The following is a 22,353-nucleotide window of genomic DNA, read 5'->3' as shown; positions in this document are numbered from 1 at the left end:
GATGCCCCTGATCAGCTCCTCCACCGACCACGAGCCTACCGCCTCGCCGCCGCCCCACTTGGCGTCGTGGTCGCTGCCGCCTGGGTGGTCGTGGGGCGACGAGGCCGTGCAGCGGGAGCATCGCCACTATCAGGAAGTGGTGGACGCCCTGGGACGCTCGCTGTCGCTCGTGAGCGTGCAGAACGAGGCGCACGGTGAGTGGCTGCAGCATGAGGCGCGCGCGCTCGCCCATCGCAACCATCCCTCGATTCCCACCACGTATCACTACTGGGCGTCGTATCAGGAGAGTCGGCGCGGACCGGGCTATCTGCGGCGCTGGATCAGCGGCGAAACCGTCTGGTCGCGCGTGATGCGCCTGGGGCCGGATGGCATTCCGTTCGCGCTCCAGGTGCTGCGCGAAGCGGGGGCCACCTTGGCCTATCTGCATGACACGGGGAGCGCGCACGGCGCGGTGTCGCCCAGTACAGTCTGGCTGACGCCGGGCGGGCGCCTCTGGCTGCTCGGCTGGGAGTGGGTGTTGCCGCGCGAACATCGACCGGCCGGGCTGATCCCCGACGAGGCGTTTACCCCGTGGGCCCCCGAGTGGGCGCCCGGCGAGTGGAAGCCCACGACGGCGTCCGATCAGTGGCAGCTGGCGGCGATGCTCTTCGTCATGCTGACCGGTGAAACCGCGCCGCACGATCACGTGCCGCCGCTGTCCTTGTTGCGCCCCGAGTGCCCGCAGGCGCTCGGGACCGTCATTCAGCGTGCGCTCGACCCCGATCCCGACGCGCGCTATCCGAGCATCGCGGCGATGCTGCGCGAACTTGATCGGAATGTGTCGGTCCGGCCGATGTTCATCGCCCCCGAAGGCGACGAGCTGCCGAGCACATTGGCGTCGGCGGAAGGGCGTCTGCGGTGGGCCACGTCCGACGACTACGAGATTCTCGCCCCGTTGGGGAGCGGGATGTTCGGCAGTGTGTGGCGCGCCCGTGACCTCTCGCTCTCGCGCGAGGTGGCCATCAAGGTGCTGCATCCGCACATCGCGAAGGACGACGTCGCGGTGGCGCGCTTCCGGCGCGAAGCGCGTCTGGCGGCACAGCTTGCGCACGCAGCCATCGTGCCGATCTACGACAGTGACAGCCGTGGCGGCATCGTCTGGTACACGATGGAGCTCGCCGAAGGGGGGTCGGTGGCGCAGTTGGTGTCGCGCTCAGGACCGCGCCCCTTCGAGGAGATCGCGCCGCAGGTCGATGAAGTGCTCGAGGCGCTGCACGCCGCGCACACGAGCGGGATCATTCACCGGGATCTCAAGCCGGAGAACATCCTCATCGATCGCTTCCGGCGGTGGCGCATTGGCGACTTCGGCATCGCCTACGCGTTGGGCGATGAGAAGGCGGGTACCAGTGGGACGCCGAGCTTCGCCGCACCGGAGCAGCTGTTGGGAGAAGCGCAGGGGCCGGCGACCGACTGCTATGCCATCGCGAGCATTGTGTTCTTTGTGCTCACCGGCAAGCCGCCGTTCGGAGATGGCAAGGCGGAGATGATTCTCGCCCAGCAGCTCTCCGACACGCTGCCGGAGCGTCTGCAGGAGCTCGGGTTTGCCGAGGAGCTGGGCTCGTGGTTGGCGCGCGGGCTCGCGCAGCGCGTGGACGATCGCTTCGAGGACGCGCAGGAGATGCGCGCGGCCTGGCGGGAAGTGGTCCGGGCCATGCGGCGGGCGGAAGATCAGCGGCCGTGGTGGCGCCGCCTGCTGGAAGGACCCAGTAGCGACGAAGAAGCGCCGCCACCAGAGTGGTGACGGCGCTCTTCGCGTAGGGCGCTCGAATCGCGCCGCCTACGAGCTGACGTGTAGCCGGAGCGGCGGAACCATCGGCATCGGATCGGCGACCGGCGTACGAACGGGCAGGTTGCGTGCAGCGGCGATCGCGACGGCCGCCACATCGGCCGGCACAGCCACCGGCGCCACGCGCGGCGTGCGACGCGGGCCGCGCGGACGTGCCGCGTGCGTTTCGGTCGTGACGGTTGGCGTTCCATGCAACCGCGTGAGGTGTCGGCGCCGCTTGCGGGCGTACAACAGCTGATCCGCGCGCGCGAGGAGTTCGGTCACGCTCGAGTGATCACTCGGGCGCACGCGGGTGTAGCCAATCGTGAGCTGCAGCGGCGCTGGGAGCTCCCCGCTGCTGTTGGCAACGGCGAGACGCTCCTCGATGCGCTTCTGAATGATGCGCGCGCCGGTGCCGTCGGCGTCGCAGGCGAGAATCGTGAACTCGTCACCGCCAAGTCGGGCCACCACATCGCAGTCACGGACGGTTTCGCGCAGGAGGCGCCCCACGAGAATCAGCGCCTTGTCGCCCACGGCGTGCCCGTGGTCGTCGTTGAGCTGCTTGAAGCCATCCATGTCCGCATACAGCACCACGCAATCGCGACCATTGCGCCGCGCCATGCGCAGCTGCTGATCGGCCAGCGCCATGAACCCGCGGCGGTTGTAGAGCCCCGTCAGATCATCGGTGAGGGACGCGCGGCGCAGCGTCCGCTCTTCGCGTTTGCGCTGGGAGATGTCGCGTACCGTCACCGCGAGGCCGTCACTCATGGGCATTGCCTGGTGCAGGACCCAGCGTGCCGCGAGATGCTGCCGGTGTACGCGCACGTCCTCGACGATCGGGGAACCCGTGGACAGCGCCCACACATAGCGCTCGAACAGCTGTTCGGCGAAGGGGCTCGCCAGATCGCCCCGCAGCGACCGTCCGGTGAGCGTGTCCGCGGACCGCCGCAGCAGCGACGCGCCGATGCCGTTCACGTCCGTAATGCGGAAGTCCGTGATGACCCCGTGTTCGTCGCGCATGGCCTGCAGCACGAAGAGTCCGTCGGCACTGGCATGCATCGCTTCGTGCAGGCGGCGGACCTGTTCCCGGAGCGAGTGATCTTCGCGGCGCTGCCCCTGCAACTGCTGATGGAGCAGCCGCCAGCCGAGGATCGACACGAGCAACGCCACGGCCGAGAGCAGGGGCGCGGCATCCGTGAGACTGGTTCCGGTCATGCCGCTGACCGTGGCCGCGGCAGCACCCGCCGGAGCGATGGCCAACAACGCCCAAATTGCCAGTCGTCGAGAAATGCGGTCGAGCATTCTGAAGCAAGGAATCGAGTCGGGACACGGGCGAAGCCGACATCGGCAGAAGTGTCCCCCTCGGCGAACCCGAGGATACGGGCACGGTCTAATGCAACCGGTATGCCAGAGGTTGCCTCACGATTCCTTGCTTGAAATCACGTTCGTTACAATGAGGCAAAGCCTTTTCTTGTAAAGGCTTATGGAACTTCAAGCAATTCAGCGATGACGCGCGGGCGACACCGCCGGTCCGCTACGCCTTCGTCCCGTTGGGACGAAAGTGCCGGGTGCCTGGCGGTCAAAGTGTGCCGGGCCCCCATGGCTCAGTGATCGCCCAGCAGGGTCTGCGCCTCGAGCGCGGCGAAGCGCGCGTCGGCATCGCGGTCCGGGGCGACCACGGAGACCAGGATCCCGGTGAGGAAGGAGAGCGGGATCGTGACGAGCGCCGGGTTCTTGAGCGGGAAGACGGCCGACGCATGGTGGAGCAGATCCACCTGGACGGCGGGCGAAAGGGCGATCAGCCCCAATGTCGCCGTCGTTCCCACGATCATGCTGGCGGCGGCCCCCGCCGTGCTCGTGCGGCGCCAGAACACGCTCAGCACTAGGGCGGGGAAGTTCGCGCTGGCCGCGATGGCGAAGGCGAGGCCCACCATGAACGCCACGTTCTGCCCCTTGAAGGCCATGCCGAGGGCGATCGCCACCAGGGCGAGCGCGATGGTGGCGAGACGCGCGACGCGAATCTCTTCGCCCGGCTTGGGCTGTCCCTTCCGCACGACACTTGACCAGAGATCGTGGGAGATCGCGGCGGCCCCCGACAGGGCGAGGCCGGCGACGACGGCGAGAATGGTGGCAAAGGCTACGGCCGCGATGAAACCGAGGAAGGCGCGTCCGCCGAGGAGCTCGGCGAGCATCGGGGCGGCCATGTTGCCGCCGGCGTCGATCCCCTTGATCGTGGCTGGGCCAACCAGCACCATGGCGCCGAAGCCCAGGATGAACGTCATCAGGTAGAAGAGGCCGATGAGCCCCGTGGCGATGAACACCGATTTCCGCGCCGTCTGCGCATCGGGCACGGTATAGAAGCGCATCAGAATGTGCGGCAGCCCCGCGGTGCCGAACATGAGCGCCAGTCCCAGCGAGATCGCATCGGCGGGGTTCGAGACGAGCTTGCCGGGTGCGAGCACGCCGGCGCCATTGGCCTTCGCCGCTGCCGCAAAGAGGGCGCTCGGATTGAAGCCGAACTTGGCGAGCACCATCAGCGCGAGCATGGCCGCGCCACCCAGGAGCAGGAACGCCTTCACGATCTGCACCCACGTCGTGGCGAGCATGCCGCCAAAGAGGACGTACGCCATCATCGCCGCGCCCACGATCATCACCGCCGTTTCGTACGGAATGCCGAAGAGCAGGCGAATGAGACTGCCGGCGCCGACCATCTGCGCGATGAGATAGAACGCGATCGTGGCGAGTGTGCCGTACGCGGCGCTGATGCGCACCGGGGTGGGATTGAGCCGCGCGGCCACCACATCGGCAAAGGTATAGCGGCCGAGATTGCGCAGCGGCTCGGCGATGAGGAAGAGCACGACGGGCCAGCCGACGAGCCACCCGGTGGAGTAGATCAGGCCATCGAAGCCGCTGGTAGACACGAGGCCGGCGATTCCGAGGAACGATGCGGCACTCATGTAATCGCCCGCCAGCGCGAAGCCATTCTGGCCGGCCGTCACCGAGCGGCCGGCGGCGTAGAAGTGCTCGGCGGTGCGCGTACGGCGGGCCGCCCAGTAGGTGATGCCCAGCGTGATCGTGATGAAGACCGCGAAGAAGCCGATGGCGACGGGATCCGGTTTCCCGAAGCTCGTCGCCGCGGCAGCGGCTGGCGCCTGCATCATCGGCGGCCTCCGGTATGCTGGTCGCGCAGCGCGGCGAGCGCCGGGTCATAGACCGTGTTCGCCCAGCGCACGTAGACGTACGTGAGGAGCCACGCGGCCACGATCACGCAGGCGCCAAGCACAATGCCGATGCTCAGCCCATCGGTCAGCAGCGCGCCCAGACGCGCCGGGGCGAAGGCAACGAGGGCGATGAACCCGAAGTAGACCAGCACCATGCCGATCGTCAGCAGGATCGCGATCCGCCAGCGCTGGGCGGCCACCTGTCGGGTGGCGCGGAGGGCGTCCGCCGACGGGGCCGGGCGGGACGCATCGGGGGAAGATCCGGAGGGAGGCGTCATGGCGCGCGAAGGTACCGTCGGGCGATCTTACGCGATAGAGCCGGGTACGACCCGGAACCCCTCAGCCCGATTCGCCGTGAGCATCCGCAAGTTCATCGCCGTGTTGGCCCTCGTGAACGCCCTGGTGGCGCTCTATCTCCACCTGTGGAAATTGGGCATGGTGGGCTCGCTGGCGTGTACCGGGAGCGGCGGCTGCGAGTACGTGCAGGGGAGCCGCTTCGGCTGGTTTCTGGGCGTCGATGTCGCGCTGATCGGCACGGTGGGGTACACCCTGCTGTTCGTGGCGGCGATCGTTGGCTCGCTGCCGAGCCTTGAAGACGCGGTGTGGCCGGCGACGCTGCTGCAGCTGCTGGTGTGGCCGGCGGTGCTCTTCACGGTGCGCCTCAAGTACGGCGAGTTCATCGTGCTCAAGAGCTTCTGCCCGTGGTGCGCGATTTCGGCGGTGTCGATTACGACGTGCGCGGTCCTGGTGACGCTCGAGAAGAAGCGGGTGCGAGCGCTAGGGGGCGGTTGATTCGCCGACCATCACGCTCCACAGGCGCTGCAGTTCGTCGCGAATGGGGTAGCCGGGAATCACGCGGACCACGCGTCCGTTGCGATCGACGGCGATGAGCGTGGGCGTGCCGGGAAAGCGGAACGTCAGCAGCACCTCATCATTGCCCGTCGCCGGACCCACGAGCCGCGCGCCGGTGAGATGCTCTTTGGCGAGCATCGGCACCCCTTCGCTCGCCCCTTCCAGGGTGAGCACAGTGAAGCGGGGCAGGGCACGCGTGCCGCTCATCTCGCCGAGGTCCTTGAGGGTGCGCTTGCACCAGCTGCACGTCCGTGAGCTGATCATGAGCACCCCCGGCTGACCGGCGGGAACGAGCGGCACCACCTTGCCGCTCAGGTCCTTCACGCGGGTGGTGCCCAGCGTCTGGCCCAGCCTGGGGGCGGTGGCCGGGGCCGTGTCGGTGCCGGGCACGAGTCCCGCGGAGGCGAGGATGTTGCCCGGCTGGTCGGTGCCGTCGGCGGTGGCCCGTTTGGCCACGAGCACGCCCCCGCCCAGCAGACTCAGGGCGAGCACGAGTGACCCAAAGCTGACGGGAACCGGGGCGGGCGTGGGCATGGTATGTAAACTAGTCCGCTCATGACGCTGCCGCCCCCCACCTCCCGCCCCGTTCGCCTCGGCGATCTCGACGTTGCGGCGCATCTCGCCGATCCGCAGCGGAAGCAGGCGTTCGTGACGCCGATGTTCGACGTCATCGCGCCGCGCTACGACGCGTTCACGCGGCTCTTCTCCTTCGGGATGGACGCCGGGTGGAAGCGCGAAGCGCTCGCGGCCGTGCAGGCCGTGGTGGCGCGCGAGCGTCTCGAGGTGCGCGAGGCGCTCGATCTGGCCAGTGGCACCGGGGATGTGGCCTGCGCCCTGGCGCGCGCGTGGCCGCGGGCGCGGGTGACGGCGCTCGATGCCTCGCCCCGCATGATCGAGGCGGCTCATGGTCGCCTGGCGGGCGTGGATCGCGATGTGGCCGATCGCGTCGCACCGGTGGTGGGCGACATGATGGCGCTCCCGCAGCCCGATGCGTCGATCGATGTCGTGACGGCGAGCTACGGCATTCGCAATGTGCCGAGTGCGGCGCAGAGTGTGCGGGAGATCGCGCGCGTGCTGCGTGCCGGCGGTCTGCTGGCGACCATCGATTTTTATCGCCCCGCCGCACGCTGGTGGCGGACGCTCTTTCTGTGGTACCTGCGCACGGCCGGCAATCTGGTCGGCTGGCTCTGGCACCGTGACCCGGTCGTGTACGGCTACATCGCGCACAGCATCGACGCCTTCATGAGCGACGCCGACTTTGCGCGGCTCCTCGAGCGCGAGGGGTTCGAGGTCGTGAGTGGCCGCCGCTATCTGTTCGGCGGCGTGGTGCGCCACGTGGCGCGGAAGCGATGACGCGACTGCGCTAGCGGTACGAGAACGCGGTCGCGACGAGCCAGTCGCCGTCCACGAACCACTGCGCTTCGACACGCACATCCTGCACGACCGGCTCCGGGAGCAGCAGGGCGACTTCGGCGGTGCCGTTGGCATCCACGATCAGCTCCACTTCGGTGAAGCCGACATAGCGTTCGACGAACGGGTCGATCGCCTTGTAGACCGCTTCCTTCACCGCAAAGTGGACGAGTACGCGTTCGCGCTCCACCAGGGGATCCAGCTGCTCCGCGGTCAGCTCGGCGCGCTCGGTGGTGGTCAGGATGCGCGGCGCGATCGAGGGGCGTTCGAGATCGGCGAGCGATGGCCGCATTTCCAGATCCACGCCCACATGGCGTACGGCCTGATCCTGGCGCGTGACCGCCGCCAGCGCCAACTCGCGCTTATGTGAAATGGAGCCCGTCACGCCCGGCGGAAGCACCGGCGCGCCGCGCGAGTTGCGCATCACGGGCGGAACGGTATCCACGCCCAGCACCGAGGTGAGCGCTTCGCGCATGGCCATGCGCCCACCGACGAAGGTGCCGCGGCGGGCCACCGGCAACAGGTCGGCCATGGTGGCCTCGCGCGCATGCAGCCGCCCGCTATCGATCAACGCGACGCGCTGTTCGCGCCACTCCTCGTCGCTGGTGATCACCGGGCACGGCACGGGGACCAACTGCACATCCGGCCGATGGGCGTGCGCCGGCGTGCCGTGCACACGCGGCAACGCCGTCGCTGCCGCTGGGGACGAGTGACCCGTCGTCGGGCCCGATGGGAATGGCATACCAACAAAAGGTACCCCCCGGGATGCAATTTCGTTGGCGTCTCGGCAGCTTTCCGGAGTGCGCGAATCCGCCATGACCTCCGAATCGACCGACACGCCCCCGGCGTCGACAGGCTCCATTTCCAGAGCGTGGTATGCGGTCGCGATTCTTACGATCGCGAATGTGTCCGGCTTCGTGGATCGCCAGATCCTGAACCTGCTCGTCGAGCCCATCAAGCGCGACCTCCACATCACCGACACGCAGGTGAGCCTCCTGATGGGGCTGAGCTTTGTGGTGTTCTACTCGGTGCTGGGGTTACCGATCGGACGGTGGGTGGATCGCGGACATCGCCCGCGCATCGTGGCGCTGGGCGCCGCCGTGTGGAGCCTCATGACGGCCTTCACCGGAATGGCCTCGAGCTATGCGCAGCTGTTTGCCGCGCGCATCGGCATCGGCGTGGGCGAAGCCACGCTGGGGCCGGCGGCGGTGTCGATCATCGCCGACCGCTTTCCGCGCCGACAGCTCGGTCTCGCGATGAGCACGTACATGATGGGGACGTTCGCTGGCAGCGGCGTGGCGTACGCGTTGGGCGCGTACGTCGTGGGGCGCTTCAGTGGCGAAGGACGCATGACCGTGCCCTTCGTGGGTGACGTCTTCCCGTGGCAGGTGGCCTTCTTCATCATCGGGCTGCCTGGTCTGCTCGTCGCGGCGCTCGCGCTCACCATGGGCGAGCCGAGACCCGTCGCCACGCGAGCCGCCCGCGCGAACGAGCCGGGGGTGTCGAGCGATCTCGTCGCGTACGTGCGGCGCCACGCGCGCACCATCCTCGCGCTGTCGCTGGGCTTTGCCTGCTCGGCCAGCGTGAACTACGGCATGGGCGCGTGGCTGCCCGCATTCTTCCTGCGCGCGCACGGATGGCCGGTGGCCAAGACGGGTGCGCTGATGGGCGTACTGACGGGTATCCTCGGCCCGCTCGGCGTGATCGCCGGTGGTCGCCTCACCGACTACTGGACGCGCAAGGGTCACGTCGATGCCCCCATTCGCGTGGGCATGGTGGGCGCGTTGGGCATGCTGGTGCTCGCCGGAACCTTTCCCCTGCTCAGCGACGCGAATCTCGCCGCGGCACTGCTCCTGCCGGTGAATGTCTTTGCCGCGTTGCCGTGGGGCGCCGCCAACGCGGCCATTGCCGAAGCCATGCCGGCGCGACTGCGCGGGCAGGGGAGCGCCGTGTATCAGCTCGTGGTGAATCTGCTCTCGGGCGCGCTCGGCCCCACCGCGGTGGCGCTGCTTACCGACCATGTCTTCAACGCACCGGATGGCGTGCGGTGGAGCATCTCGGTGAACTCGGTGATCGGCATGACGATCACGCTCGCGCTGCTCGCGTGGGCGCGTCCGGCGTATCGGGCCACGGTGGCGGCGGCGGCGGAGCGGTAGCGCCGGCGCTCGAGGCCCCCTACCGCCGTACCCGATTCATCGCCCGCGTGACCACATTCCCCGCGAGCATCCCCGCGGCGAGCGAGATGCCCACGATCGCCACGCGGAACCCGGTCGCGATGCCGGCTTCGACCTGCTGATCGAGCAGACTGCGCACGCTGCGGAAGCCGATGCTCCCGGGGACCAGAATGAGCAGCCCCGGCACCTGCGTCACCATCGCCACGCGGCGTCGCAGGCGCGCGAGCACGTTGCTGCCGGCGGTCACGACCAGCGCACCGAGAAACGCGCCGAGTTCTTCACCCATGGCGGCGCCGGCGTACTTGGAGGTGAGGTAGGCGACGGCGCAGGCCAGCACGATGAGCGGCGCGTCGCGTGGTGGGCCGTTCAGCAGCACCGTGAACGCGAGCGGCGCCACGATGAGTCCTGCCCACTCGGCCCAGACGGGCAGTTCGGCGCGTGAAAGGAGCCCCGCGAGCTGCGGCAGTGAGTCACTCAATCCAGCGCCGGCCCACGCGCCCGCCTTGGCACCCAACGCGAGCCCGAAACCGAGGCCGAGGAACGTCACGAGCGCGCCGCTGAGTCGGGCCGTGCCCGAGGCGAGATGTCGCGTACTCAGCTCGGTGAGCGCGATGGTGAAGGTGAGGCCCGGAAAGAGCACGACGAGACCGGCGAGCGACGTGGCATAGCCGCTGCGCGTGTGCAGCACCGCGTCGGCGAGAAACGCCACGGCGGTGACGACGAAGGCGGCGAGGGGCTCGGTGACATGGCGTGTGGATTCCCACCGGCCGGCGAGAATGGCAATCGCGCCCGCGAGCAGACCAAGGACCGACGCGGTGGCGACGTCGCCGGTGCGGACCTTGAGAAAGCAGGCGACGGCCGCCGACGAGAGCACAAAGGCCACCACGACGAGCCACGTCGGATACGTGGGGGGCTCGGCGTCGAGCGCATCGATGCGCCGCAGCCCTTCGTCCGGGGTGATCACCCCATCCACGACATCGCGCGTGATCGCGCCCAGCGCGTTGAGTTGCCCGAGATTCGGTTCGCCCGGCTCCACGCGCAGCAGGTGCACCTGCTGCTCTTCGAGCGCGCCGATCCCGACCATGATGCTGGTGGGGGTCGAGAAGAACTCGGCCTGCAGCCCAAGTCGGCGGGCCGCGGTCGAGAGTGCCGCTTCCAGTCGGTGCGCGGGCGTCCCGTGCTGATGCAGCGCGCGCGCGAGCTGCAAAATGAACCGCCGTGCGGATCGCGCCCGGGCGTCATCGGCCCCTGCCGTCATGGCCGGCGTCGCCGCCACGACACGGTGCAGCTCCATGTCGGTGGGCGTCATGCTCAGCAGGTCAGCCGGGGTGCGGCGCGGGGTAGCCATACCGCAGCGTAGGCGAGCCCCGGGGAGGGCGCAACCGTGCGCCATTCGCGGCCCCCGCGCGGGCGTGGCGCTCGTCCCGCCGGGGTAGGGACGCGCTATCTTTCCCGGGTCTTTTCCGCGAGGTCGGCAACCGCTGCCGACCGGCGCGTCCTCAACCTGGTCCGTCCATGCGTCTTGCTCTGCCTTCGATTCGCCGTGCGCTGCCGTTTGTCGGCGCGCTGCTGACCCTGACCGCCTGCCTTGGCTCCGACACCACCGCCGTGCCCAATATCCCCTCCAATCCCGCGGTCGAGACGTATGCGTCGGCCACCGGCGTCGTGATCTCCAACATGACGAAGGTGAACGACAATCTGTTCATTCAGGACCTCACCGTCGGCACCGGCAAGGTGGCCGCGGCGGGCGACACGATCTCGGTGTTCTATACCGGCTGGATTCCCAAGGGCACGGTGTTCGACAGCAACGTCGGCAAGACGGTCCTCAAGTTCCCCCTCGGGGCCGGCTTCGTGATTCCGGGGTGGGATCTCGGCGTCGTGGGCATGCGGGTGGGTGGCAAGCGCAAGCTGGTGATCGGCTCGTCGCTGGCCTACGCGAACCAGTCGCCCGATCCGAGCCGTATTCCGCAGAACTCGACGCTGGTGTTCGACGTCGAACTGACGGCGGCCAAGTAATGCGCGCCCGCGCCGCGCTCCTGCTGCCGCTGGCCTTTCCGGTTGGCTGGCTCTCCACCAGGAGCGCGACGCGCGCCGACCGGCCGGCGCCCCGCGTGGCGCAACCGGCTGACAGTTTTGACGTGGTGATCCGCGGCGGCATGGTGCTCGATGGCACCGGGGCCGCCGCGCGACGTTTGGACGTGGGCATTCGCGGCGATCGCATTGTTGCCCTCGCGGCGTCGGTGCCTACTGGGCGCGCGAAACGCGTCATCGACGCGACCGGGCGCACCGTGACGCCGGGGTTCATCGATCTCCATGCGCATCTGGAGCCGCTCCTGCAGCTGCCGCTTATGGAGAGCGCACTCCGGCAAGGGGTCACACTCGCCCTTGGCGGCCCCGATGGCGGTTCGCCGCTACCGCTCGCGCCGTATCTCGATTCGGTGCGGACCGCGAAGCCCGGCATCAACGTGGCCTACCTCGTGGGGCACAACGATGTCCGGCGCACCGTGATGGGGATGGCCGCGCGCGCACCGCGCGCCGACGAACTGCAGCAGATGCGCCGGCTGGTGGCGGAAGCGATGGGGCAGGGCGCCTTCGGGCTGTCCACCGGTCTGCTCTATCTCCCGGGCACGTACTCCAAGGTCGACGAAGTCATCGCGCTGGCGCAGGTGGCGAGCGACAGTGGCGGCATCTACACGTCGCACCTGCGCAAGGAAGGCATCGGACTGCTGGATGGCGTAGGCGAAGCGCTCGAGATCGGACGCCAGGCACACATCCCGGTGATGCTCACGCATCACAAGGCGGTGGGGCAGCAGATGTGGGGGAAGAGCGTGGTGACGCTCGCCATGGTTGACAGTGCGCGAAAGGCCGGCACGGATGTGATGATCGACCAGTATCCGTACACGGCCACGCACACCGGCATCGGCGTGCTCGTGCCGAGTTGGGCGATGGCCGGTGGTGATGCCGAGTTCCGGGCACGCGTGGCGCGGCCGGCAACGAAAGACAGCATCCTGGCCGGCATCGTGGACAACATTCTGAACGACCGCGGCGGTGGCGATCTGGCGCGCGTGCAGTTCTCGCGCGTGGCGTGGGACAAGAGCCTCGAGGGGAAGACGCTCAAGGACTGGGCGGCACGTCGCGGGCTCACGCCTACGCCGCAGCACGGCGCCGAGCTGGTGCTCGAGGCGATGCTCAAGGGCGGCGGCAATGCGATCTATCACGTTCTCGACGAAAGCGACGTGCGCCGCATCATGGCCTCGCCGTTTACCATGATCGCGAGCGACGGGCGCCTGTCGCAGCCGGGCGACGGGCATCCGCATCCGCGTGCCTATGGCACGTTCCCGCGCGTGCTTGGCGAGTATGTGCGCGTGCAGCACGTGCTGACGCTCCCGGTCGCGGTGCACAAGATGACGCAGATGCCGGCGCAGCGGCTCGGCCTGACCGATCGCGGCGTGCTGCAAGTGGGCGCCTATGCGGATGTGGTGGTGTTCGACCCGGCCACCGTGAAGGACCTGAGCACATTCACCGAACCGCACCAGTATCCACGCGGGATCGAGACGGTGGTGGTGAACGGCGTGGTGGCGGTGGCGGCGTCCAAGCCCACCGGCGTGCGCGCGGGGCGCGTGCTGACGCACACGCCCAAGCGCTGAACCGCACTACCGGATCCGCACCACGTTCGGCTTCACCAGCGGAAACCGCGTCATGACCGCCGGATCGTGCCCCGGCACGATCACGCCGCCGTTCGCGGCGAACGCGTGCATGCGAGCCTGCGCGGCCAGATTGGATGCCTTGTCGAGCGTCTGCGCGATCGGCTGGTGGGTGTCGAGGTTTTCGTAGAGATACGCGTTATCGGATGCGAGCACGACGCGCCCCGTTGGCGTCTCGACGACGGCGTACTGCGACGCAAAGGTATGGCGGCCGCCCGTGTACACGGTGATCCCCGGCGCAAGTGACTGCGCGTCGCCCTGCACCAGCCGCAGTCGCCCCTCCTGTTTGATCTGCCAGAACATGGGCGCGTCCACCGGGTCCAGCATGCGATCGAGCGAGGTGCCACCGTCGCCGACGTGGTGTGTGAACTCCTCCTGCTGCATCCACACGCGCGCCTTCGGAAAGAGATCGAGCCCGTCGGCGTGATCCCAGTGCACGTGCGAGACGATGATGTCGGTCACCTGCTCCGGGCGAATCCCGAGGGCCGCGATGGCGTCCGATGGCTTGACGTAGTCGGCGGGTTTCCAGCGGGTCATGAACTTCTCCCGATAGAACCCGGCGTCGACCATCCACACCTCGCCGTTGGCGCGCGTGATGACCCACACCATCAGGGCGCCGTCGATCCGACGGCTGGTGTCCGCGCCGGCAATCAGCGAGGCGACCGGGAAGGCGGTCAGCGTCCCGTAGCGGACGGCGTAGACGGCGTCGGTCGCGGCGCGCGATGGCGACGGGGACGGCGACGGCGACTGCGCATGCACGGGCGCGGCGAGCAGCAGGCCAGCGAGCAGGCGCGTCGTACGACGGCGAAGGGTGTCGGGCATCGGGACGACCGGGCTGGAGGCGCTCGCGCGGGACGGGGGCGACGTCAATATTGTGCGCGGGTCCGCTTGCGCGCTGGTGCCGAGCGGGCCGGATTCCCGCCTCTCCCCCAGGACACACCATGTCCCGTCTGCTTGCTCACACGGTCCGCCTCGGTGCGGCCGTCGTGCCCCTGCTCTGGTCCGTCGCCGCCGACGCGCAGTCGCGCGGCCTCGATGAATCCGATGTGATGCGTCTCAAGGCTGTGGGGGGCATCGCCATGTCCCCCGACGGCAATCGCGTGCTCTACACGGTGAGCGCGTGGGAACACCCCAACGCCCGCGGCGACACCGCGCTCGGCGATACGCACGAGCGCCGCTCGCATGTGTTCATCGTGCCGTCGGCCGGTGGCGCAGCCCGCCAGCTGACGTTCGGCGAGCGCGGCGAAAGCCAGCCCACCTGGAGCCCCGACGGCAAGACGATCGCCTTCGTGGCCGCGCGCGGTACCGGCACCGGGGAGAATGGCCCGCGCCCGCAGATCTGGCTGCTGCCGGCCGACGGCGGTGAGGCGCGTCAGCTCACGAGCATCAAGGACGGCGTAAGCGGCTATGTGTGGAGCCCCGATGGCAGCAAGCTCGCCATCCTCACCACCGATACGCTCACGCGCGAGCAGGAAGCGAAGGCGCGCCGTCGCGATGACCCGAAGGTGTTCGAGAGCGACTTCCGCCTCGTGCACATCTGGGTCGTGGACGCCACCACGGGCGCGGCGAGCAAGATCACGAGCGGCAACTTCACCGTGAGCGCGCTGCCGAGCTGGTCCCCCGATGGCAAGACGCTGGCGTTCTATGCGGCGCCCACCACGCTCATTCGCGACGAGCGCCACGATGCGTACCTCGTGGAGGTAGCGAGCAAGCAGCTCACGCCGCTCACCACGAACCATGACGTGGAGTCGGCGCCGGCGTTCTCGCCCGACGGCAAGACGCTCGCCTGGACGAGCGTGCCGCACGAGTTCGCGCCGCACAAGGACGGCATCATGGCCCGCACGCTGTGGAACGCGTTCATCGTCACGATGGATGTCGCCACGAAGGCCATGACGAGCCACAAGCAGGCCACGTTCGACGTGAGCGCCGGCGCGGTCCGCTGGTCGCCCAACGGCAAGGAGCTCTGGTTCACCGCCAGCGATCGCGTCTACCAGTCGCTGTACAGCTACGACGTGGCCGCCAAGAAGTACACACAGCGCACGCAGAAGCTGCTCGTGGGCGGCCTCTCGCCCAATGCGGATGGCTCGAAGTTCGCCCTCGCGCTCAACAGCGCCGACTGGCCCACCGAGGTCTACGTGACCGACGCGAGCTTCGCCGCACCCAAGCGACTGACCACGACCAACGCCTGGCTCAGCGACCGCGCCCTTGGTGCATCGCAGGTGGTGAGCTGGAAGAGCTTTGACGGCAAGGACGCCGAGGGGGTGCTGCTGCTGCCGGTGGGCTACAAGGAGGGCGCCAAGGTGCCGCTCATCGTGAGTGCGCATGGCGGCCCGACGGGGGCGCACACCGCGGCCTTCAAGCTCGGCACCGACCCGGGGCAGACCTGGGCCGCCCGCGGCTGGGCGGTGTTCTATCCGAACCCGCGCGGCTCCACCGGCTACGGTGAATGGTGGATGCACGCCAACACCGGCGACTGGGGCGGCGGCGACTACAAGGACATCATGACCGGCGTCGACGCGCTCATCAAGCGCGGTGTCGTGGACTCCACGCGCATGGCGTTCGAAGGGTGGAGCTACGGCGGGTACATGACGAGCTGGGTCGTGTCGCAGACCGGGCGCTTCAAGGCCGCCATGATGGGCGCCGGCCTGCCGAGCCTGCTCTCGATGGCGGGCACCACCGACATTCCCGGCTACATCAACACGTTCTTCGGCGACCCGCAGTACGACGGTTCCATCGTGAACCCGAGCATCAAGAAGTATCTCGAGCGCTCGGGCATCTCCTACAGCGACAAGGTCACGACGCCGCTCCTGATCCTGCACGGCGGCAACGACGAGCGCGTGCCGATCGGGCAGCCGATGGAGTTCTACCGCGCCCTCAAGGACCGCGGCAAGACGGTGGAGCTGGTGTTCTACCCGCGCGAAGGGCACGGCTTCACCGAGTACTACCACCAGCTCGACCGCATGAAGCGCGAGTATGAGTGGATCGCGAAGCACACCCTCGGCACGGGCACCAAGGCGGCGATGCACTGAGCCCCACCGGCGACGCGCGTTGGAATGATCCAACGCGCGTTCGTTCGGTGACACACACGGACACCGGCAGCCCTAGCATGGCTCCATGCTTGCCGCCGTTGCTTCCGCCGCCGTCCTGGGCATCGATGCCGTCGATGTCCTCGTTGAAGTGCATGTAGCCAATGGGCTACCCCAATGGACGCTCGTCGGGCTCGCCGCGACGGCAGTGAAGGAGAGCCGCGACCGCGTGCACGCGGCGCTGGCCAACTCGGGGTTCACCGTGCCGCCCCGACGCGTCACGGTGAATCTCCAGCCCGGAGACCTCCCCAAAACGGGCACCGCCTTCGACCTCCCCATCGCCCTCGCCTTGCTGGCGGCCAGCGGCCAACTCCCCGACGGGAGTCTGGCCAATCTCTGCGCGATCGGTGAGCTCGGGCTCGATGGACAACTCCGGGCCGTTCGCGGGGTGCTCGCTGTCGCGCGTCACATCGCCGCGACCAGCGACGCCCTGCTCATCGTGCCGCCCGACAATCTCGCCGAAGCGCTGCGCGTGCCCCAGGCGCGTGCCATGGCGCCCCGGACCCTCACCGAACTCGTCACCGCGCTGCGCGATGGCACGGCTCGCCCGGATGCCAAGCCGGCGGGACGCGACGCGGTGATTGAAGACGTGCCCGACATGGCCGACATCGTGGGGCAGGAGACCGCCCTCCGCGCGGTGGAAATCGCCGCCGCCGGCGGACACAATCTCCTGCTCGTCGGCCCACCCGGCGCCGGCAAAACCATGCTCGCGCGCCGACTCCCGGGCATCCTGCCACCCCTGCACGAACACGAAGCCCTCGAGGTGCTGGCCATTCACTCGGTCGCCGGCGTACTCGGCGCGGCTCACGCCTCGCTCGCCAGTCTCGCGCGCCCCTTTCGCGCGCCGCATCACTCGATCTCCACCGCGGGACTCATTGGGGGCGGCGGATGGCCGCGCCCCGGCGAAGTGAGCCTCGCCCATCATGGCGTGCTTTTTCTCGACGAACTCTCCCTCTTCCCGCGACACACTCTCGAGGCCCTGCGACAGCCACTCGAAGATGGCCACGTGGTCGTCGCCCGCGCCGCGCGCGCCGTGGGCTTCCCCTCGCGCTTCTCGCTCGTGGCGGCCAGCAATCCGTGTCCCTGCGGTTACGCCGGCTGCGATGACAAACCCTGCCGCTGCTCCCTCACCGACCTCGAACGCCACCGCGCCCGACTCTCGGGGCCGCTCGCCGATCGCATCGATCTCCACGTCCCCGTCCGCCGCGTGCCGCCCGACGCGCTCGCTGAACAGTCGACCGCTCCTCGGTCGGCCATCCTGCGGGGGCGCGTCCTCGCGGCACGATCGCGACAGGCCACGCGATACGCGTCCAGCGGCGGCGCGTCCGCCAGTGCGTTCACCAATGCCACGGCCCCGGTGCGCCTCATCGCCCCCGCGGCCCGCCTCCTCCCGGAAGCGCGCTCCCTCCTCGTGCGGGCAGCCGATCGACTCCTGCTCTCCGCGCGAGCGTATCATCGGGTGCTCCGGGTGGCGCGCACGATTGCCGACCTCGCCGAAGAGGAGAGCGTGGGCCCGCCGCACGTCGCGGAGGCCCTGCGCTATCGACCGATGGACCATCCGGAAGCGGGCGGCGCGGTCCGTGGGGCCCCCGCGAGTGGGTAGGTGAGGGCCGCCGCCCGTGTGACACAAGGCACTGGGATTGTGACGGTGGGTACTTGTGCGATTGCGAACTGGGACGAATTTCGTGGGGGATCTCGCGCCGTTCGTCCCGCCAGCGACCCTCAATCCCTCCCTCATGCGTCGATCCTCATTCCTCTCCGCAGCCGCCCTCCTCGCGCTCGCGGCCTGTTCGTCGCCCGAATCGGTCGCACCCTCGGACCAGAGCGATCGCCCCCTCTTCTCGTCGTCGAAGAACCCGAAGAGCAGCGATCAGGACGACGACGACCAGAACGACAACGACTACATCGTCGTGCTCAAGGACAATGTGCAGGACATCGACGGCGACGCCGATGACGTGGCGAGCCGCAATGGCGGACGGGTGCTCGGCACCTATCGCAGCGCACTCAAGGGCTTCACCGTCCGCCTCAAGTCGGCCGGTGATGCCGATCGCGTGGCCCGCGACCCGCGCGTTGCGTTCGTGGAACACGAGCAGATCTACACGGCGTCGGCGACGCAGACCGGTGCCACGTGGGGGCTTGATCGCGTCGATCAACGTACCCTGCCGCTCAGCACCACGTACAGCTACACCGGCTCCGGCAGCGGTGTCACGGCCTACATCATCGACACCGGCATTCTGACGTCGCACACGCAGTTCGGTGGTCGCGCCATCGCCGGATTCGATGCCGTCACGACCGGTGGCACCGCCACCGACTGTAACGGACATGGGACGCATGTGGCGGGCACGGTCGGTGGCTCCACCTTTGGGGTGGCCAAGAACGTCAGGCTGGTCGCCGTTCGCGTGCTCGATTGCAACGGCTCGGGCACGACGTCGGGCGTGATCGCGGGGATCGACTGGGTCACGGCCAACGCCACCCTGCCGGCGGTTGCCAACATGAGTCTCGGCGGTGGTGCGTCGTCGGCGCTGGACGCCGCCGTGCAGCGCGCCATCACCAAGGGTGTCACCTTCGCGATCGCCGCCGGCAACAGCAATCTGAACGCCTGCAACTTCTCGCCGGCGCGCGTGGCCGCGGCGATCACCGTGGGGGCAACCACGACGACGGACACCCGTGCGTCGTACTCGAACTACGGGAGCTGCGTTGATCTATTTGCGCCGGGCTCAGGGATCACCTCCGCCTGGTATACGAGCACCACGGCCACCAACACGATCAGCGGGACGTCGATGGCTACGCCGCACGTCGCGGGGGTGGCGGCGCTCTATCTCGGCGCAAATCCGGCGGCCTCGCCGGCAACCGTCGTCAGCGCGCTGCGGGCGAACGCTACCAGTGGCGTCGTGCTGAATCGTGGGAGCAATTCGCCGAATCTGCTGCTGTTCTCGAACTACTGAGCAGCTTCAGGCTGGTTAGGAATCGGGGGGCGGCCGCTCAGAGCGGCGGTCCCCCGTTTTCCATCGCCCGGGCCGCGTCTTCCGTTCGGGTCCGCCGCAATTGCATCATCGGCGGCGTCGGTATCCGCTCCCCTTGCTCCAACGCCCGCTCGGCGGCTTCGATGCGATCATTCCGAGCCTGTTCGCGCGGGGGTGCCCAACGGCGCGGAATCGGCTTGCCCCGTTCATACGCCGGCCAGACACGCGTCCAGCTGTGCGTGGTCACCGACGAGAACGGCACGGGGACGTACCGACAGTTCGCGCCGCACGGGATCCGCAAGCCAATCACGCCGGTGCGCGTGTACTCGGCCGTCAACGCCCCTTCGGCGCCCACCGCCAGCGCGAGGGTGCGGGTGCGCGTCAGGCGCCCATCGGTCCCTTCTCGCGGATCGATCGTGCCCGCCGGCATGCGGTCGGGGAGGTCGATCACGACGCGTTCGGCGCTGCAGCGATAGTGCTGTCCGCGGCGGAGCTGCACCGTGTCGCGCCGTTCGCCGCGCGACCACGCAATGAGCCGGAGCGAGCGGTCGGCATTGCCCAACAGCGAGAACGCCTCGATCTGCTGGCGGCTCGTGTCTGGCGGGAGCACCCGTTCCACGACCGCCCAGCGCACGATCGGCTCGATCACGTCGTAGCGCCCGTTGATGATGGCGCAGTGGCCGTGGTAGCCCAGGTCGAGCGGGCCCAGATCGCGCGGGACGAGCTCCTTCCCGCACGCCACGAGCGCGGCGACCGGGAGCGCCCCGACGAGCCAGCGAAGAAGGCGGGGCCGTCCCGCACGGTGCGACGTCATGTCGAAAGGACGCGCAACTCCCACCGCCCATCACGGGTACGACCCGCCGGCGGCTGGCGCCGGCGCGCCAGCAACCGGCCGCTCGGCGCCTGCCGCCCGCCCGGTCGAGTCCATAGCTTCTCCCGCTCACCTCTCTCCCGCATCCCTTGGGCTGTCTGACGCGAATCGGTTGTGCCACGGTGCTCCTGGTCGGCGGAGCCGCCGGCTATTGGCTCTATGGCGATCGCCTGCCGAGTGTGCTCGGTCGCGCGGCGCGTGGCGCGGCGGATAAGGTGACCGATGTGGCGGCGCGCGGCAGCGAGCGGCTCGATAGCCCCGAGGGCGCACGCATCGCGAAGGAAGAGGCGGCCCGGCGCGAGGCCGAGCGTCGGGCGCGAGACGCGGCGCTCGGATGGGTGACCGTGAACACCGACGCGCTGGCGCCGGAGGCGGGGACCACGGTCAGCGCCCTTCGGAAGCGCGGGGGGCCGGCGTATGTGAGCCTGTCGGCCGCGCAGGTCGCAGGGTTGCTGGCGCCGTTGCTGCGTCAGCTCCCGCCCAGCGCGCGCACCGTGGACCTGGCACTGAACCGCGACCTGCTCCTGCTGCGCGCCGATGTGGCGCTGCGCGATTTCGCGGGGGAGGGCGCGTTCGGGTCGGTGATTGGCGCCGCCCTCGACGGGCACGACACCTTGTTCCTGGCCGGGGTCCTGGAGCCCGTGCGCCCCGGCCTGGCGCAGTACCGTGTGCGCGAGCTGCGCATCACCGGGATCGATGTCCCCACGCGGGTGATCCCCGGGCTCGTGAGTGCGTTGCGACGCCGCGCACGCTACAAGGTGCCGCAGTCCGATTCATTGGCCGCCGACGGGTTGCCGGTACCGTTGCCCAGTTATGTGAGTGATGCGCGCGTGGTGAACGGCGCGCTGACGTTGTACCGCGCCGCGGCCGGCGCGACTTCCCGGACCACGCCATGAGCAGACGCATTCTCGTCATCGACGACGAACCCGGTATTCGTCAGGCCCTCGGGCAGCTGCTCGAGTACGAAGGCTTCGAGGTGAAGACCGCGAGCGGCGGCGCCGAGGGGATCGCGACGTACGACACGTTCCGGCCGCAGCTCGTGTTTCTCGATGTGAAGATGGCGGGGCTCGACGGGCTCGAGGTACTCAAGCGCCTCCGGCAGGCCGATCCGAACGCCACTGTCGTGATGATCAGCGGGCACGCCACGATTCAGACGGCGGTCGAGGCGACGCAGCTGGGCGCCTACGACATTCTCGAAAAGCCGCTGGATACCGATCGCGTGCTCGTGCTGCTGCGCAACGCCTTCGCAACGCGGCAACTGAGTGAAGAGAACGCGCGGCTGCGTGAGACGATCGAAAGCCGGTACGAGATCGTGGGTCGCAGCTTCGGCATTCGCGCGTTACTCGATCGCATCGAGAAGGTGGCGGCGACACCGGCGCGGGTGCTCATCACCGGTGAGAACGGCACCGGCAAGGAACTGGTGGCGCGCGCCATTCATCGCGGGTCGCCGCGGGCGAAGAAGCCGTTCGTGGAGGTGAATTGCGCGGCCATCCCCAGTGAGCTCATCGAGAGCGAACTCTTTGGGCACATGAAGGGCTCGTTCACCGGCGCCGTGAGCGATCGCGCCGGCAAGTTCGAACAGGCCGATGGCGGCACGCTCTTTCTCGACGAGATCGGCGACATGTCGTCGAGCGCGCAGGCCAAGGTGCTGCGCGTGCTGCAGGACGGGGTGGTGACGCGCATTGGCGGCAGCAAGCCGGTGCAGGTGGATGTGCGCGTGCTCGCCGCCACGAACAAGGAGCTTGAAGCCGAGATCAAAGAGGGGCGCTTTCGCGAAGACCTCTTCTATCGGCTGAACGTCGTGCCCATCACGGTGCCGCCGCTGCGCGAGCGGCGCGAGGATATCGCGCAGCTGGTCGTGCACTTCCTGCAGCAGTTCGCCGCGCGCGACGGGCTGCCGGCGCGTGGCATTTCCGAAGAGGCGCTCAAGCGACTGAGCGAGCTCGAGTGGCCCGGCAATGTGCGTGAGCTCCGCAACACCGTGGAGCGGCTGGTGATTCTCGCCAATGCGGCCACGATTCAGGCGGCCGATGTCGAGCGGCTGGTGGGGCGGCGGGCCGCCGAGCCCGCGGGGCTGGGGAGCCTGCTCGACTGTGGGACCTTCGAGGAGTTCAAGCAGGCCGCCGAGCGTGCCTTCTTGCTGGCCAAGCTGCGGGCGTTCGACTGGAACGTGTCGGAGACGGCGCGGGCGCTGGACATGCCGCGGTCGAATCTCTACAAGAAGATCGAACGTTATGCTTTGACACGGGAAAGCTCGCCGGCCTGATG

General features: G+C 68.8%; 19 protein-coding genes. 11 read left to right on the top strand and 8 right to left on the bottom strand.

Features of this window, described 5'->3' with window-relative positions; translation table 11 throughout:
- Position 1 precedes the first annotated feature (1 nt).
- Positions 2–1,780 carry a protein kinase gene (locus tag K2R93_06245; protein ID MBY0489423.1) on the top strand — a complete coding sequence of 593 codons (1,779 nt, stop codon included), beginning with the start codon at positions 2–4 and terminating at the stop codon, positions 1,778–1,780.
- A 36-nt stretch (positions 1,781–1,816) separates the two neighbouring features.
- On the opposite strand, the gene K2R93_06240 is transcribed toward K2R93_06245, so the two are convergent.
- From K2R93_06240 to K2R93_06230, 3 genes are all read right to left on the bottom strand, one after another.
- Positions 1,817–3,019, bottom strand: a complete 1,203-nt coding sequence (locus K2R93_06240; protein ID MBY0489422.1) for a GGDEF domain-containing protein — start codon at positions 3,017–3,019, stop codon at positions 1,817–1,819.
- A 389-nt stretch (positions 3,020–3,408) separates the two neighbouring features.
- Positions 3,409–4,962 (bottom strand): sodium/solute symporter, encoded by a 1,554-nt coding sequence (locus K2R93_06235; protein ID MBY0489421.1) that lies wholly within the window; start codon positions 4,960–4,962, stop codon positions 3,409–3,411.
- A complete protein-coding gene (locus tag K2R93_06230; protein ID MBY0489420.1) occupies positions 4,962–5,303 on the bottom strand; it encodes a DUF485 domain-containing protein in 342 nt (113 codons plus the stop codon). Before K2R93_06230 ends, K2R93_06235 begins: the two co-directional genes overlap by 1 nt.
- A gap of 76 nt (positions 5,304–5,379) precedes the next feature.
- Here K2R93_06230 and K2R93_06225 point away from each other — a divergent pair, with 76 nt between their 5' ends.
- The gene (locus tag K2R93_06225) at positions 5,380–5,817 is read left to right on the top strand and encodes a vitamin K epoxide reductase family protein (protein ID MBY0489419.1); all 438 of its coding nucleotides are present in this window, start codon (positions 5,380–5,382) and stop codon (positions 5,815–5,817) included.
- Here the strand turns inward: K2R93_06225 and K2R93_06220 are convergent.
- Positions 5,803–6,411, bottom strand: coding sequence for a hypothetical protein (locus K2R93_06220; GenBank protein MBY0489418.1), 609 nt, complete (start codon positions 6,409–6,411; stop codon positions 5,803–5,805). The two genes, K2R93_06225 and K2R93_06220, sit on opposite strands and share 15 nt — an antisense overlap.
- 21 nt (positions 6,412–6,432) lie before the next feature.
- Between K2R93_06220 and K2R93_06215 the strand changes: the two genes are divergently transcribed.
- Entirely contained in the window at positions 6,433–7,230 is a 798-nt protein-coding gene (locus tag K2R93_06215) for a ubiquinone/menaquinone biosynthesis methyltransferase (protein ID MBY0489417.1), read from the top strand.
- A gap of 10 nt (positions 7,231–7,240) precedes the next feature.
- On the opposite strand, the gene K2R93_06210 is transcribed toward K2R93_06215, so the two are convergent.
- Entirely contained in the window at positions 7,241–8,029 is a 789-nt protein-coding gene (locus K2R93_06210; GenBank protein ID MBY0489416.1) for a 4'-phosphopantetheinyl transferase superfamily protein, read from the bottom strand.
- Positions 8,030–8,102: 73 nt separating this feature from the next.
- Between K2R93_06210 and K2R93_06205 the strand changes: the two genes are divergently transcribed.
- Positions 8,103–9,443, top strand: coding sequence for an MFS transporter (locus tag K2R93_06205; GenBank protein MBY0489415.1), 1,341 nt, complete (start codon positions 8,103–8,105; stop codon positions 9,441–9,443).
- Positions 9,444–9,462: 19 nt separating this feature from the next.
- On the opposite strand, the gene K2R93_06200 is transcribed toward K2R93_06205, so the two are convergent.
- A complete protein-coding gene (locus K2R93_06200; GenBank protein MBY0489414.1) occupies positions 9,463–10,809 on the bottom strand; it encodes a threonine/serine exporter family protein in 1,347 nt (448 codons plus the stop codon).
- Positions 10,810–11,138: 329 nt separating this feature from the next.
- On the opposite strand from K2R93_06200, the gene K2R93_06195 reads away from it, so the two are divergent.
- The gene (locus K2R93_06195; protein MBY0489413.1) at positions 11,139–11,477 is read left to right on the top strand and encodes an FKBP-type peptidyl-prolyl cis-trans isomerase; all 339 of its coding nucleotides are present in this window, start codon (positions 11,139–11,141) and stop codon (positions 11,475–11,477) included.
- Complete coding sequence (locus K2R93_06190; GenBank protein ID MBY0489412.1) at positions 11,477–13,108, top strand: D-aminoacylase; 1,632 nt, start codon at positions 11,477–11,479, stop codon at positions 13,106–13,108. Before K2R93_06195 ends, K2R93_06190 begins: the two co-directional genes overlap by 1 nt.
- Before the next feature lie 6 nt (positions 13,109–13,114).
- On the opposite strand, the gene K2R93_06185 is transcribed toward K2R93_06190, so the two are convergent.
- A complete protein-coding gene (locus K2R93_06185) occupies positions 13,115–13,987 on the bottom strand; it encodes an N-acyl homoserine lactonase family protein (GenBank protein ID MBY0489411.1) in 873 nt (290 codons plus the stop codon).
- A gap of 119 nt (positions 13,988–14,106) precedes the next feature.
- Between K2R93_06185 and K2R93_06180 the strand changes: the two genes are divergently transcribed.
- From K2R93_06180 to K2R93_06170, 3 genes are all read left to right on the top strand, one after another.
- A complete protein-coding gene (locus tag K2R93_06180; GenBank protein ID MBY0489410.1) occupies positions 14,107–16,194 on the top strand; it encodes a S9 family peptidase in 2,088 nt (695 codons plus the stop codon).
- An 85-nt stretch (positions 16,195–16,279) separates the two neighbouring features.
- Positions 16,280–17,854, top strand: a complete 1,575-nt coding sequence (locus K2R93_06175; GenBank protein MBY0489409.1) for a YifB family Mg chelatase-like AAA ATPase — start codon at positions 16,280–16,282, stop codon at positions 17,852–17,854.
- A gap of 133 nt (positions 17,855–17,987) precedes the next feature.
- Positions 17,988–19,196 (top strand): S8 family peptidase, encoded by a 1,209-nt coding sequence (locus K2R93_06170; protein MBY0489408.1) that lies wholly within the window; start codon positions 17,988–17,990, stop codon positions 19,194–19,196.
- Positions 19,197–19,233: 37 nt separating this feature from the next.
- Here the strand turns inward: K2R93_06170 and K2R93_06165 are convergent, their stop codons facing one another.
- Entirely contained in the window at positions 19,234–20,028 is a 795-nt protein-coding gene (locus K2R93_06165; protein ID MBY0489407.1) for a hypothetical protein, read from the bottom strand.
- A 179-nt stretch (positions 20,029–20,207) separates the two neighbouring features.
- On the opposite strand from K2R93_06165, the gene K2R93_06160 reads away from it, so the two are divergent.
- Positions 20,208–20,981 (top strand): hypothetical protein, encoded by a 774-nt coding sequence (locus tag K2R93_06160; GenBank protein MBY0489406.1) that lies wholly within the window; start codon positions 20,208–20,210, stop codon positions 20,979–20,981.
- Entirely contained in the window at positions 20,978–22,351 is a 1,374-nt protein-coding gene (locus K2R93_06155) for a sigma-54 dependent transcriptional regulator (GenBank protein ID MBY0489405.1), read from the top strand. Before K2R93_06160 ends, K2R93_06155 begins: the two co-directional genes overlap by 4 nt.
- Positions 22,352–22,353: the final 2 nt, after the last annotated feature.

Source organism: Gemmatimonadaceae bacterium, from assembly GCA_019752115.1.
Classification (GTDB): Bacteria; Gemmatimonadota; Gemmatimonadetes; order Gemmatimonadales; family Gemmatimonadaceae; genus Gemmatimonas.
Note: the sequence above shows the minus strand (reverse complement) of the source record. Positions and strands in the feature narration are given on the sequence as shown.